We start from the raw sequence: 14303 nt of genomic DNA on the forward strand, positions 1-14303 counted from the left end.
TGGGGGCGGCTAGGGGCTCAGCCCACGCGGCCGAAGAGGCGGCCGAGTTTGGTGTATTCCGTCTCGATGCCCGCGAGGAGGTCCTCGCCGTTCACCGGGCGGCCCGCCGCCGCCGCTTCGAAGGCGGCGCTCTCCACACAGGAGCGGATGCTGCCGCCCGCCAGGTCGTAGGCCTGCGCGAGGACGTCGACCGGGAGGTCCGCGGGGGCGGCGTCGCCGAGGAGGCCGCGCCACAGCTGGGCGCGGACGTCGGGGCCGGGGCTCTCGAAGTGGACGACCTCGTCGAAGCGGCGGGTGAAGGCGGAGTCGATGTTGGAGCGGAGGTTGGTGGTGAGGATCGCCAGGCCGTTGAAGGCTTCGAGGCGTTGCAGCAGGTAGCCGCTCTGCATGTTGGCGTGCCGGTCGTTGGAACCCTTGACCTCGCCGCGCTTGGCGAACATCGAGTCGGCCTCGTCGAAGAGGACGACGGCTTCCAGTGCCTCGGCCGCGGAGAAGACCCGTTCGAGGTTCTTCTCCGTCTCGCCGATGTACTTGGAGACGATCGACGGCAGGCTGATGACATACAGGTCCAGACCCAGCTCGTGTGCGACGGCCTCGGCGCCCATGGTCTTGCCGGTGCCGGACTCTCCGGCGAACAGGGCGGCGGTGCCCTGGCCGCGGCCGCCGCCCCGGCGCATGCCCCACTCCCGGAAGACGTCCTCGCGGTGGCGGACCCGCGCGACCAGCATGTCCAGACGGCGGCGCACGGCACCCGGCAGGACCAGGTCCTGCCAGCCCACGGCCGGCTCGATGTGCCGGGCCAGTGAGCCGAGCTCGGCCGCCGCCCGGAGCCGGGCGGCGGCGCGCACCTCGGGCATGGCGGGGGTGGCGGCGCGCAGGGCGTAACGACGGTGCAGGCGCTCCACGGTGGCGGAGGCGGCCGCACCGATCTGTTCCCGCGGATGCCGGGCGACGGCGGAGCGCAGGTCGCTCTCGGCGGGCACCGGGGCGTCCCACTCGAAGGCGGACCAGGGCTGGGCGCCGTAGAGCAGCAGGGGCAGCGGGGCCGCGTCGAGGTGAGAGGCGATGTGACGCAGCATGTCGGTGCGTTCGGTGGTGGCCGTACCGGGAGGAGGCACGGGCAGCAGGACGGCGGCCCCCAGCAGCCGGGCCTCCAGGGCGGTCTGCTCGGCGAGCCGCGCGGGCGGAGTGTCGACGGCGGCGGCGACGAACGCTTCCGGGTCGAGGAGCAGCGGCACCAGACCGTGGGCGGCGAGGGCTTCCCGGGCGGCGGGGAGGGCCTCTCCCCGAATGCCCTGGCGCAGGTACCGGGTGCGGTCGGGTTCCGCGCCCAGCGCGTCGCACAGGGCAGCGGTGTGCTCGGGATCGGCTCCGTGGGCGGCTCCGGGGAAGGCGGGCAGTACCCGCAGCCAGGACGCGCCGCCCGCTTCGGGGCCGCCGTCGCGGCCGACGAGGAAGTCGACCAGCCGGCCCGGGATCTGGAGCAGCCTGTGGGGGAATGCCTCGGCGGGATCCTCGTAGGCCAGCAGCCCCGCTTCGAGCAGGGGCGAACCGGGCCGCAGCAGACCGGCGGCAATGGCCTCGGACACGGTGATGCCGTGGGTGGACAGGGCCACGGAGACGGTGGGACGGGAGGAGGGCCGTCCGCTCAGGAACCGGAAGGCGGTACCGCAGACCGGGTCGAGCTCCGGGAGCAGGCAGGTGAGCAGGAGGTCCGTCTCCCGTTCGGTCAGGCCGAACCGGCGGACCAGCCGGGCCAGCCGGTCGCCCTGCGCGTCGAGCTCGGCCAGCTGCCCGGCATCGGGCCACCGGGGCCGGGTGCGGGACGGGCGCGGGCGGTACGGACGGTCATGACGGTCCTCGCCGTCGGCGTGGTCCGCCTCGTCCGCCTCGTACGTCAGATCCGCCGCGTCTCCCTCGTCTGTCTCATCCGCCTCGTCCGCCTCGTCCTCCTCGTCGACTTCAGGCGGCTCGTCGGCCGGGGCGCCGGTCTCGTGGCGTATGTAGAGGCGTCGAAGCCGTTCCTCCACGGCTTCGACACGCTCCCTGAACAGGGGGACGGACGTGGTGCGGGTGGGCGTCGCTGTCATGCGGGGACGGTTTCCTCCGGTGCGCGGGAGTGGTTGCGGGAGCACCGCCCACGGCCGCGGGCGGTCCGGGGTCAGCCGCCGATCATCACCGTCGGCAGGCCGACGGCGATGGTTCCGCCATGGGCGGTGGCATCTCCCTGGCGAGCCGCCGGCAGACCGCCGATCATCACCGACGAGCTGCCGGCGAGGATCATGTCCGGCGCCGGGGCGGCGCAGACGCACTGGTTGCCCACCACGGCCGCGGGCAGCTTGCCGATGAGGACGGTGGGCTTGCCCGGCGGCATGATGGGGCCGCCGACGTGCGGGATGGGGGCCGGGACCGCGGGGGTCTGCATGGGGCAGGTGTGCATGTCGGTCACCCGTGCTGCAGGGGGCATGGGGCAGCTCCTTCCGAAAGGGGTCGTCCATCGCGACCGTACGGTGCGTGCGGCGGCAGGCGGACGGGCAGGAGGAGACCGTTTGTCATCGAAGGGTGACGATCGGGCCGAAGCGGTGGTGCGGCGCGGTGCGGCCGCAGCGCTCACCCCCGTGCCCCGGGCCGGAGTCAGCGCTTGCCGGTGCCCAGGTGACCGCCGACCAGTTCGGCGAAGCGGTTGCCGTTGGTGGCGTCCCAGTTGGTCGACCAGCTCATCGCGCCGCCGAGCGACGGCCAGGTCTGCGTCGGCTTGAAGGTGCCGCAGCCCTTGCCGTCCGTCAGGCAGGTCAGGGCGTCGTTGACCTTCGCCGGGTCCATGTGGCCGCCACCGGCGGCCTGCTGGGTGGCGGGCAGGCCCAGGCCGACCTTCTCCGGGGGGAGACCCGCCTGGATCACGGCGCAGGCCTGCGAGGCCACGAAGTCCACGGTGCCCTGCTCGTAGACCTTGCCGTCGCAGCCGTTCATCGAGCCCGAGTTGTAGTACTGGGTGTTGACGATCGTCAGGATGTCCTTGATCTTCAGGGCGAAGTTGAGGTAGCTGCGCTCCTCCTTCACCCCGGAGGGCAGCATGAACAGGGTCTCCGGGGCGGCCGTGATGACCAGGCCGTCGCCCGCCTTCTGGTGCAGCTTGCGCATGGCGTCCGCCATGTGGGTGGCGTTCAGACTGCCGTGCTCGATGTCGACGTCGATCCCGTCGAACCCGTACTCCTGCATCAGTCGGTACGTGGAGTCCGCGAGCCGGGTCGCCGACGCCGCGTCCGTGACCAGGACGTTCCCCTTCTCCCCGCCGATGGAGACGACGACCTTGCGGCCCGCCGCGCGCTGGGCGGCTATGTCCTTCTTGAACTCCTCGACGCTGCTGTACCCGGTGCCCGCGAGGTCGAGCTTGAAGCCGATCGAACCGCTCTCGGGGGCGGCCTCCGCGAAGGAGACGGCGATCAGGTTGTACTGGGAGGGGACGTCGGAGAGCTTCTGGCGGGCGGCCCCGTTGTTGAAGTTCTGCCAGTAGCCGGTCAGCCACCGCTTCTTCTCCGAAGGCGCGGGCGCCTTCTCGGTGGTGACGGTGACCGGTGCGGAGTCGGGGGAGGTGTTGCCCGCGCGGTCCTTGGCGCGGACCGTGAAGGTGTACGAGGTCTGCGGCTTCAGCCCGCTGGCGATGTACTCCAGGGTCTTGCCGTCGACGGAGGCGATCTTTTCCTTGCCCTGGTAGACGTCGTAGCCGGTGACGCCCACGTTGTCGGTGGAGGCGTTCCACTTCAGCTGTGCGGATGTGGAGTCCACCGCCTTGCCGGTCACCTGCTGGGGGGTGGTCGGGGCCTGCTTGTCCGGGGTGCCGCCCTCTTCGCCGCCCTCTTCCTCGCCACCCTCTTCGTGGCCGCCCCCCGTGCAGCCCTTCACCTCGGCGCCGTCCAGGGAACAGCCCGTCACCGACAGCGGCTTGTTGCCGTCGCCCTGGACGCCGTAGCCGATGGTGAGGGTCGAGCCGGGCGCGATGCTCTGCCCGGCCTTGGGCTCGATGACCACCCGGGTGCCCTTCTGGGTCGTCTTGGTGGCCCACTCGCCGTAGTTGGCGAACTTGCCTTCGGGGACGTCGAACTCCAGCCGCCAGTTGGCATTCGCCGAGCCCGAGGCGTTGCGCAGCGTGAACTCCCCGCCGGAATACCACACGGACCCCTTGTCGGTCCGCAACGATGCCTCGATCGGCCGATCCGCTCCGGCGTGGGCGAGGAGGGGAACGGACGTGCCGACGACTCCGATGACCGTCGCACCGATGGCGATGCGGGCGCGTCGGCTCTTCCAGATCTGCATGTGCGTCACTCCGGGAGTGTGTGGGGATGGGAGGAGACGTGATCACTCTCGGACGGGGCACACAGTCAGTCAACAACGGTGATTATGGAATGAATAAGGAGTAAACGGACAAGTGTCCTTAAGTCATCCTGAAGTCAGCTTCAAGGCGCCGAAATGGGGTCGGAATGCCTACGGGGAAAGGTCGTTGGGCCCCAGGGGCGCTCTGGATGACGGACCTTCGGCTCTTCCGGGCCGTGTCGGGGTACGGCAGTCTCGGCTGGACGTGCGTGCGGCGGTACGGAGGCCGCACGCGTCGGCCACCCTGGAGACCAGCCCGTATGAGCAGCAAAGACAGCGAAGACGGCGGCGGCGCTCGCGCTGACGGCGAGGTGTACGTGCCTGGGGTGCGGTGGAACGGCGGCCTCCAGCAGGAGGCGGTGGACGTGCTCGCCGGTGAGGGCGGGCTGGTCGTCGCCCCGGCGAAGATCGGCTACGCCCTCATGACCACCGACCGGCAGGGGCTGGAGCGGAAGTTCGCCGCGAAGAACCGCAGCCGGACCAAGCCCGGTGTCGTCATGTGCGCCTCCTTGGACCAGCTCTTCCTGCTTGCCCGCACGAGCGCGGAGATCCGCGGCTTCATCACGGACCACTGGCACCAGGACGTCCTGCTCGGCTGTGTCCTGCCGTGGCGGAGCTCCGGCCTCGCGCACGTTCCCGACGGCGCGGGGGAGCTGGTCATGGATGCCCGCGGGACCAGCTGCTTCGTCATCCGCTGCGGCGCGCCCGTCGACCCGGTCACGGCGGCCCTCTGGGAGCGGCACGGCAAGGTCACGTTCGCGAGCTCGGCCGACCCGTCGGGCAGGGGCAACCGGGGCACCATCGAGGGCATCGGGCGGCGCATCGCCGAACGCGCCGACCTGCTCGTGGAGGCGGACGGCTACGTCCGGTCCCTCCAGCCGGGCAGTGGTCCGCACGACCGCTACGCCCAGGGGGTGATGGTCTCGCTGGTCGACTCCGACGGCGTCCTCGTGCCCCGGCAGACCACGGCCGACGCCGGTTCCGCTCCGGCGGCGCGGCCCACCGTCATCCGCCGCGGGCTCGACGTCGACCGCGTCATGCTCGCGCTCGGCCGCCACTTCCCGGCCTGGGACTACCGGCACGGCGCCTACCACTGAGCGGCTCGCACACCCCGTCCAGGAAGGAGGGGCCGGTCAGTCCCCAAGCCGGCCACAGCACCAGCATCACGAGATCGGCGATCACGCGGGAAGTCCCTACTGATTAACTTTTGCTCCATATCTGTCCACTTTTGCCACTTGATAGGGATCCGCAGCCGTTCTACGGTCGCCGTAGCCATGGAACTGGCGGAGGCTCTGGTTCACGACATATGTGAGTGTGCATGCTGTATTCGTCGCCGACCGCTAGGGAGAACCACAGGAACCTTCGCGGACACCCTGGTGGCCCTCAAGGCGGAAAAGGCAAGGAAAAGAAGAAAACGAATCGTCTGTTCAGGGAGATCCAGAGAGACCGCAGCGTCTCCCCGGGGCTGACCCGATGGCAGCTCCTCACTCTCTTCCTGTTCATGCAGGGAAATGGTGTGGGGAACATGTCCTCGCTGGCCCCTGAGTCTGTCGGACAGCCTCCGGTCGACAGCTCTTCCCCGCCGGAGGGTGGCGTGCAGAAGCCTCTGTGGGGCGAACGGAACGCGACAGATGTAGTGCTTCACAATGATGTCGCAAGCCGAATCATGCGTGCTCCTGTCCGGTTGCGTACGCAGGGCCGTCTCGGTACCTATCGGGGCGAGGGGCAGATCATCGCTATCGCTGACACAGGGCTGGATACGGGCGATCTGCGCACCATGAGTCCAGCTTTCGCCGGCCGTATCGATCAGCTTTTCGCATGGGGCAGGAAGAATCCGGACCGCACCGACGACCCTCATGGCCACGGCACCCATGTCGCGGGATCGGCTCTAGGCAGCTACCGCACCCCGACCGGTGGGTGGATCAACGGGACGGCGCCCGAGGCGCGCCTTGTGATGCAGTCAACGGCCACGCAGGCTGGTGGCGTCCATATTCCCGACGACATCACCGAATTCTTTCAGCAGGCGTACGATGCCGGTGCCCGGATTCACAGTAATTCGTGGGGCTTTGCATTCCATGGTCAGCAGGATCCGTATACGGATGATGCGAGAAATATCGACAGGTTCGTTCATGATCACCCCGGTATGGTGATCCTCGTTGCCGCCGGTAACGCCGGAAAAGATGCCGATGGGGATGGTGTCGTTGATTCCTCGTCCATCATCGGCCCGGCAGCCTGTAAGAACTGCATAACTGTAGGTGCCAGTGAAAGCATCCGAAACAACAGCATCACCTGGGGCGGCCAGTCCCCCCTTGGTTTCCCGGTCCAGCCCCTCCGTGGCGACGCGATCGCCGATTCCTCGCGCGGTATGTCGGCCACGAGCAGCCGTGGTCCGACCAGAGAGGGTCGTATCAAGCCGGATGTCGTGGCCCCCGGTACATCGATTCTTTCCGTCCACTCCCGCAACGCACAGCACCGGCATGTCGCCGACGGGGTTTCAGTAGATCCGAATCTGACATACATGTCGGGCACCAGCATGGCCACGCCCCTCACCGCCGGAAGCGCCGCCGTGCTCCGAGAGATATTGGTCAAGAGCAACCACCCGAACCCCAGCGCCGCTTTGATCAAGGGTGTACTCATCAACGGTGCCCGACCTCTGGCAGGTCAGTACGATCCTTCCGAGACGGGAGCCACACCCAACAACAACAGCGGGTTCGGGCGGGTTGACCTGCAACGGTCGGCTGAAGCCGTGTACGCGGACGCGACTGATTCCGGATTCCATGACCACGTGCAAGGGCTGCGCCGGGGTGATTCCTATCGGATGAACGTGGAAATTCCGAGGAATCGCCCCCGCGGTAGCACGCTCAAGGCCACGCTGGTGTGGACGGACCCGCCTGGTCCCGACCTCATGAGCGACCTGGACCTCCGCATTCACCATGCCGGCAAAGCGAAGGCCAGGAACGGGAACTCCGGTACGTCCGCCCGGTACGACCGTGTCAACAACGTTGAGCAGGTCACCTGGACGAATCCGCCCCGCGGCACCCTTGAGATCAAGGTCGCAGCTCACCGCGTCCACGGGCACGCCCAACCCTTCGCGCTGGTCTGGAGCTTTCACATGCCACACCGCCGCGGCCAATAGCCCCGATGTCGCGTGACGGTCCGTCGGTTCATCCGGCGGACCGTTTCGGCTGATCGGGATGGGACGCCGTCGGGGCGCCGGGCCGGCGGTCGTCGGCGGCCCGGCGCCTTGCGTCAGGACCTCGGGGAGTAGGTCCCACGAATGAGCTGGCCGGGGAAGTCCGCGGCGAACGCCGCGGCGAGCTCCGGATGGACGGTGGGCAGACCGCCGGGTTCGTCGACGATCTTCAGGAGCCTGACGAGCTTGCCGATCTCGTCGTTCGAGGCGCCGCCGTGAGCGAAACTCGGAGATCCGGAGTCCGGGCCCGCGCCGGTTCGGGCCATCATCTGGGCACCGCGGAAGATCTCGTACAGGGAATGGTCATGGCGGGGGAGCATCCAGGCCAGGAGGGCGTAGAGGAAGTCGGTCGGCTTGCCGCCGGGCGTCCCGAGGGCGCCGTAGCTGACCAGCATCCGCATCGTGGTGCCGGAGGTGCCGGTGCGGACGGGATGGCCCTGCTTGTCGTGCACGTCCTTGGACCAGGCGGAGTCCGGGGCAACGGTGAAGTACTCCTCCCCCGTTCGCCAGGGCAACGGAATGTCCGCGTCTGGAACCTGCGGCTGACGGGCGTCCCTGGGCACCGTGACCCACTTGACCTTTCCGGCGGTGACGTCAACCGTTTCGACGATGACCTTTCCATCGGCGCCAAGAACGTACGTCCCGTTCCCGTCGGTTTTGTAGTTCTCTTTGACGAGAGCGACATCGGTATGCTTCCGGAGTTCCTTCAGGGACTTCGCGCCGTGCTGGGCGAGCGCCTCATCCACCGTGTACGTAGCGGTGTCCAGATCGTCCCGCTTGAAGGCGTAGACGAAGCTCCTCAAGTACTCCGTCTCATTGAGCCCCATGGGCTCTCGTGCCCCCTGCAGGTCTCCCACCGAGGTCATGGGATGCTCGATGCTGGAGCGCCACTTTCGACTCTCCATCGCCCGCGCGTAGTCACTGGCATCCGCCGCAGAGGAATACTCGGCGAGCCAGGGAGGGGTGAGCACGTCGGGAGCGGTGCCCGGCCCCTTCTTCTCCGCCAGCGCCCGTACGAAATCGGAAAGCGCACTCAGGTAGGTGTCGTTGAGCCCCGCATCGCCTATGAAGCGCGCGGTGGATATGGCATCCGCCGCGGGTGTCAGATAGAAGTCGGTGATGATCCCCTTGAGTGAGAGGACTTCCGGGTTGCCCGAATTGCCGAAGATCTTGGCGTAGGAGGCGTTGTAGACAGCCGTCATGATCTCGCGCACGTTGGCGTCCGGAGCCAGGAGCGATTCATATCGCTCCTGAACGTCTGCCAGACCGACCTGCCCGGCGCTTCCCGGATCATCCTGGAAGAACGCCTGCCGGACCAGGCCATCGATCTTCTCCTCCGGAAATCCCTTCCAGCAGGCGTAGTGGGTCAGCGCCTTGTAGAGGGCGCTCAGCATGTCCTGTGCCGCCTTCCGCGGCCCCTCCTGCTTCGACAGGAAGATGCCGAGCCTGTCCTCCTCGCCGGCGACCAGCGAGGTCAACGCCCCCTGGCCGCCACTGCGGCCCCGATAGGTGCCCTGTCCCTCGGACCATGCCCTGAGGCGGTGGATCTCCGATGAGGTGATGGGCCCCTTGGGGGTCCGGTCGCGCCCGCCTGTGGAGTTGTTCCGCTCCCTGGTCCGTCGTTGCCGTTCTTCATGGGTGCGTGGCATGCGGTATTCCCATTTCTCTATCGGAGAGTCGACAGCCCTGATGGCCACCCTGAATCAGATCCCACTTGTCGTCGACCGCAGTGGAACGCCGCGGTAGGACGCGCTTCGGACTCCTATGAAAAACTCTGCACCGGGCGGAAAGTGTCCCTACGCACAGAATATTCCGCATACTGCGTCGCCGTGCCGTTGGTCACCGTCACCCGGATGATGGAAGGGCCTCCCGACATATCGGAGACGGTCCACCCGGATCCGAAGCGGTCATTCACCGCCCTCTTCACCTGAGCCAGCAGGGGAGGCTTGGTGGCCTTAAATTCTGCTTTTGCGGAATCATCGTTCAATAGCGTGTAAGAGCTTTCGCTGTGTACGAGGATCAATCCCTCGGGAGTGGCGTAAATGTGCACAGCGTTCCCGATGTGGTCCTTCGCGCCCGAGAACTTCTCCCATTTTTCCGGCCAAAACGTCTGCTGTGCAGACCCGTTCCCGCGCCGGTTCTTGGAGTACTTCTGTCCCGTGAGGCGGATGGATTCCACTGCATAGAAGTCGCCCTGGCCGCCACCAGTCACCTTCAGGACGAAGATGACCTTCTCCCCCATGGGCCAGACGCCCTCCACGGAGGAGGTGCCGAACACCTTGAAGGTGTTCTTGAGGTATTGCGCCAGGTCGGGAAGCTCTTCCCAGGCCCCCGCCGCGGTGGTGTGCCGGAACACTTGCCCGCTGACCCTGTTGTAGGCAACCGTCTCACCCGCGTGCATCCGGGCGTATGTGAAGCCTTCCTTGTCGAGGGGGCGGGAGAAGTCCGCCTTGGGTTTGAGGTGCTCGCTGGTGACCGTGGTCCGCCCCTCCAGGATGTCGTTCGCATATGTCCTGACGGAATCCTTGACCGACTGGCATGCCTCCCCCGACTTCTTGACGAACTGTTTCGCCGCTCCCCACTTCACGTTCTGCAGCTGCTCGCGCACCACGGCGTTCTGCCGGGCCCGCTCTCTGTCAATCTTCCTCTGGCAGCGGAAGACTATTTCGTTCACTTCTTTCTTGAATTGATCATCCCGGATACTCGAGGCACCCCTCCTCTCCGCCCGGTCCCACGCCTTGAGGAAGATCATCTGCTTGCAGTTGTTCGCAAATCCCTCGACCGCACCGGCGAGCTCTTCGTTCAGCTTTCGACCCAACGCATTTCCGCGCAGGCTGTTGTTGTTCCGCAGCCGCATCGAGAAGATCTTCCAGGTGAAGTCGACCCCCCAGGCGACGGCCCCGATCGTTCCTGCCCTGAGCTTGGCGCCCTCTCTGATGGACACCCATGTCGCACCCAGCTTGTCCTCTGAATTCCACTTGGCGGAGGGGTCGAACGGAGCGGACCCGATGACCGGAATGCCGGCATTCTTGGTAAATTCGAGAACGGGACGCTTCCCGTCCCCCATCGACCCCAGGCCGCCGCTGATCAGGCGCCTGACGGGACCCCCCAAGCCGCTCAGGTCACGCCTTTTGTGGCCACTCTCTCCGTCTTCGTAGCCTGATGCCGTGGAGTTGAAGTAGGGAGTGTTCTGCGTGGCGGACATGGCGTTCACACCCGTCGTATCGCCCATGGCCGTGCTGCCGGACGCTCCCGCCCCGTACCCCGCCCACCGCGCGAGACCGTACAGACCGCCGCCCAGGAACACGCCCCCCGTCACGATGGCGGCGCCGAGGCCGATCGCCTTGGCGTAGTCCCAGGACGTCAGCTCCTCCGTACTGCTCTCCGGATCCTGACTTTGGTAAGGGTTCTCCGTGTGCTCCAGAAGCCCAGTTGACTGACTTTCCTGGTCCATGGCCAGTACGAAGGAATCAGTCGCCCGCGGCTGCAGCGGCTGCATCTCCATCTTCGGCGCGGACTGATTCTTCTTCACCGCATGGGACGGTCCTGGAGACATGGGTTCTCTCATTGCTGGCTGCTGCTCGGGCGTGGACAGCACGACCGTAGGGCAGTTCCGAATCCCCATCGACGGGCACAAGAGGACAGTGCAGGTACAAAGGTCAATCCGGGGAAAGGTGTTGCCGTGACCGGGCTGAAAGTGCTGGCCTGCATCGTTCGTGCGGGATGAATTCTGCGGACCGGTCTGCCTAGACTCACCGGAGCGATGGGATCCGGGTCGGTGTGCGACGGCCGGACCTCGCTCTGCCCATTTTCCTGTTCCACGTCGTGGGTGCGACCTCGACGGATTTCTGAATCGAATCCCTCATGTCCTCATCGTTTCTTCCTGACGACCCGGCCGTTCAGCTACGCAACCTCTGCTTCGGCTACCCGGACCGGCCCTGCGGCGGTGCCGGCCGCACGGTGCTGGAAGGCGTCGGCCTGGCAGTGGAACGCGGCCGTTTCGTCTCCGTCGTCGGCCCGTCCGGCTGCGGGAAGTCCTCCCTGCTGAACCTCGTGGCGGGGCTGGCCCGTCCCACCTCGGGGAGCGTGGAGGTCTCCGGCCGTCCCGTCACCGGCCCGCAGCCGAGCGTGGGATACGTGTTCCAGCAGGACGTGCTCCTGCCCTGGAAGACGCTCCTGCAGAACGTGGCGCTCGGGCCGCTCCTGGCCGGGATGGAGCGCGCCGCGCGCACCGGCCTGGCCCGGGACTGGCTGCGCCGCGTCGGTCTGGCCGGGTTCGAGGACTCCTACCCGCACCAGGTGTCCGGCGGGATGCGCAGGCGCGCGGCCATCGCGCAGACATGGATAACCGATCCGGACATCCTGCTCATGGACGAGCCCTTCGGGTCCGTGGACGTACAGACGCGGCAACTGCTCGGGGACGAACTGCTCGCCCTGTGGGCGGATTCCGCGAAGACGGTCCTGTTCGTGACGCACGACCTGGAGGAGGCGGTCTCGCTCTCCGACGAGGTGGTGGTGCTCTCCTCGGGACCGGGCAGCACCATCGTGGACCGCTTCGACGTGCCCCTGGAGCGGCCCCGGGCCCTCATGGACATCCGGACCGGGCCCGAGTTCCGCGAGATCTACGCGCACATCTGGGACTCGCTGCGCGGCGAGGTCGCCCGGGCCCAGGGCCGCACCGAGCCGTCGGCCGACGCGGCGGCGGACGCGGCGGCGGACGCGGGTCGGCTCCGATGAGGCTCCGGAGCCGGGTGGCACTGCACACGGGAATCGTCGTCCTCGTGCTCGGCGGTTGGGAGTTCGCCACCGCGCGCGGCTGGAGCGACCCGTTCTACCTCAGCCGTCCCTCGGCGATCGCCGACCGGCTCGCCGACTGGTTCGGCTCCGGCAGCATCTGGCCGCACCTGGGCACCACCACCGTCGAGGCACTGCTCGCGCTGGTCGCCGGTACCGTGCTGGGTCTGGCGGCGGGGCTGGCGTTCGCCCGTTCCCGCGTGCTGTCGACGGTGCTCGGGCCGTACGTCACGATGCTGAACTCGCTGCCCCGGGTGGTGCTGGCGCCGCTGTTCCTGATCTGGTTCGGGCTGGGCATCTGGTCGAAGGTGGCCTTCGGCATCACGCTGGTCTTCTTCGTGGTGTTCTTCAACGTCCACCAGGGCGTTCGAGACGTCGATCCGGTGCTGGTGCGGCACGTGCGGATGCTGGGCGCCAGCGACGCGCAGCTGCTACGCCAAGTCCATCTGCCCGCCGCGCTGACCTGGCTGTTCTCCAGCCTGCACACCGGTGTCGGCTTCGCCCTCGTGGGCGCGGTCGTCGGTGAGTACCTGGGCGCCTCACAGGGTGTCGGCTATCTCATCTCGCAGGCCGAAGGGGTGCTGGACACCACCGGCGTCTTCGCCGGAATGGCCGTCCTGGCCGTGCTCGTCCTCGCGGTCGACGCGGTCGTGCGCCGTGCCGAGCGGCGCCTGCTGCGCTGGAAGCCGTAACGCACCCGCGCCCGCCCGTCCCGTGCCCTGCTCGCCACTTCTCTCCCCTTCTCTCTCCACTTCCCTTCTCCGTCCCGTCCTGGAAGGACGTCGATGCGTTCCGTACGCCCCGCTGCCCCCGCCCGTCCCGCTCCGCGCCGCCCCGCAGGCCGTCCAAGGCGCCGTCGCGGCGCCGTACCCCTCCTCGCCCTCGCCCTCGCCGGCCTCCTGACGCTCGTGCTCGGCGGCTGCGGGTCGGCCGCCGACGCGGGTGGCGCACGCACCAAGGTGACGATCGGCATCGGCGGCCAGCCCCTGCTGCCGTACCTCCCCACGACCCTGGCGCAGCAGCTCGGGTTCTACGAGGACGAGGGCCTCGACGTCGAGCTGCAGGACCTCAAGAGCGGGTCCAAGGCGCTCCAGGCGATGCAGGGCGGCAGTGTGGACGTAGCTTCCGGGTACTACGACCACACCGTGCAGATGCAGGCCAAGGGCAAGGACGTACGGGCCTTCGTCAACATGCTCCGCACCCCCTCCATCGTGCTCGTGGTCTCCCCGAAGGCGTCGCGGGAGATCAAGAGCCCGGCGGATCTGAAGGGCGCCAAGGTCGGGATCACCGCGCCGGGTTCGTCCACGGACTTCTTCCTGAAGTACCTGCTGGGCAAGAACGGGCTGGCGCCGGACGCGGCCTCGGTGCAGGCCGTCGGCGGTGAGGCCGCCGCCATCGCCGCGATGGAGTCCGGCCGCGTGGACGCCGCTGTGATGGTCGACCCGGCCGTCTCGCTGCTCCAGAAGCGCATGGGCGGCCAGGAACTGCGGATACTCGCCGATACCCGTACTCCGCAGGGCTCCCAGGCGGTGTTCGGGGTGTCCAGCTACCCGGCGGCGGTCTTCTACGCCGGTCACTCCTGGCTGGAGAAGAACGAGGCCACGGCGACGAAGCTGACCCGCGCGATGCTCCGCACGCTGCGGTGGATCCAGGACCACTCGGCGCAGGAGATCGCCGACGCGATGCCCAAGGAGTACGCCGCCGGTGATCCGGGGGTCTACCGCGCGGCCATCGAACACGCCAAGCCGGGCTACTCCGCCGACGGCGCCATCGACGCGGACGGCGCCCGCGCGGCGGCGGCGCTGCAGAAGTCCTTCTCGCCCGAGGTCGCGGCCAAGGAGATCGACCTCGGCCGCACCTACACCAATGACCTGGTCGGGGCCGCGGCGCGCTGACTCCGGTCAACGCCGCGCGTTTCGCCAGACGCCGCCAGGCGGTACGAGGC

General features: G+C 67.8%; 10 protein-coding genes. 5 read left to right on the forward strand and 5 right to left on the reverse strand.

What is annotated here, in order from left to right; all coding sequences use genetic code 11:
* Positions 1–17 precede the first annotated feature (17 nt).
* The 3 genes from ACIBEA_RS21590 to ACIBEA_RS21600 all read right to left on the reverse strand — a co-directional run bounded on the left by ACIBEA_RS21590 (position 18) and on the right by ACIBEA_RS21600 (position 4314).
* Positions 18–2090 (reverse strand): ATP-binding protein, encoded by a 2073-nt coding sequence (locus tag ACIBEA_RS21590; protein WP_399263214.1) that lies wholly within the window; start codon positions 2088–2090, stop codon positions 18–20.
* A gap of 71 nt (positions 2091–2161) precedes the next feature.
* A complete protein-coding gene (locus ACIBEA_RS21595) occupies positions 2162–2467 on the reverse strand; it encodes a PAAR domain-containing protein (protein WP_399263216.1) in 306 nt (101 codons plus the stop codon).
* Positions 2468–2634: 167 nt separating this feature from the next.
* Positions 2635–4314: a chitinase gene (locus ACIBEA_RS21600; protein ID WP_399263451.1), complete on the reverse strand. Its 1680-nt coding sequence runs from the start codon at positions 4312–4314 to the stop codon at positions 2635–2637.
* 317 nt (positions 4315–4631) lie between these two features.
* Here ACIBEA_RS21600 and ACIBEA_RS21605 point away from each other — a divergent pair, with 317 nt between their 5' ends.
* Together ACIBEA_RS21605 and ACIBEA_RS21610 are read left to right on the forward strand one after the other, a co-directional pair.
* The gene (locus ACIBEA_RS21605) at positions 4632–5468 is read left to right on the forward strand and encodes an L-threonylcarbamoyladenylate synthase (RefSeq protein WP_399263218.1); all 837 of its coding nucleotides are present in this window, start codon (positions 4632–4634) and stop codon (positions 5466–5468) included.
* Positions 5469–5965: 497 nt separating this feature from the next.
* Positions 5966–7507, forward strand: coding sequence for a S8 family serine peptidase (locus ACIBEA_RS21610; protein WP_399263220.1), 1542 nt, complete (start codon positions 5966–5968; stop codon positions 7505–7507).
* Between the two features lie 113 nt (positions 7508–7620).
* Here the strand turns inward: ACIBEA_RS21610 and ACIBEA_RS21615 are convergent, their stop codons facing one another.
* Both ACIBEA_RS21615 and ACIBEA_RS21620 read right to left on the reverse strand, forming a co-directional pair.
* Positions 7621–9213 carry a hypothetical protein gene (locus tag ACIBEA_RS21615; protein ID WP_399263221.1) on the reverse strand — a complete coding sequence of 531 codons (1593 nt, stop codon included), beginning with the start codon at positions 9211–9213 and terminating at the stop codon, positions 7621–7623.
* Positions 9214–9326: 113 nt separating this feature from the next.
* A complete protein-coding gene (locus tag ACIBEA_RS21620) occupies positions 9327–11096 on the reverse strand; it encodes a hypothetical protein (protein WP_399263223.1) in 1770 nt (589 codons plus the stop codon).
* Between the two features lie 332 nt (positions 11097–11428).
* Here ACIBEA_RS21620 and ACIBEA_RS21625 point away from each other — a divergent pair, with 332 nt between their 5' ends.
* The 3 genes from ACIBEA_RS21625 (at position 11429) to ACIBEA_RS21635 (ending at position 14253) form a co-directional block, all read left to right on the forward strand.
* Positions 11429–12301 carry an ABC transporter ATP-binding protein gene (locus ACIBEA_RS21625; protein ID WP_399263225.1) on the forward strand — a complete coding sequence of 291 codons (873 nt, stop codon included), beginning with the start codon at positions 11429–11431 and terminating at the stop codon, positions 12299–12301.
* A gap of 14 nt (positions 12302–12315) precedes the next feature.
* A complete protein-coding gene (locus ACIBEA_RS21630; protein ID WP_399263227.1) occupies positions 12316–13050 on the forward strand; it encodes an ABC transporter permease in 735 nt (244 codons plus the stop codon).
* A 93-nt stretch (positions 13051–13143) separates the two neighbouring features.
* Positions 13144–14253 (forward strand): ABC transporter substrate-binding protein, encoded by a 1110-nt coding sequence (locus tag ACIBEA_RS21635; RefSeq protein ID WP_399263229.1) that lies wholly within the window; start codon positions 13144–13146, stop codon positions 14251–14253.
* Positions 14254–14303: the final 50 nt, after the last annotated feature.

This window comes from Streptomyces sp. NPDC051555, from assembly GCF_044454405.1.
Lineage (GTDB): Bacteria > Actinomycetota > Actinomycetes > Streptomycetales > Streptomycetaceae > Streptomyces.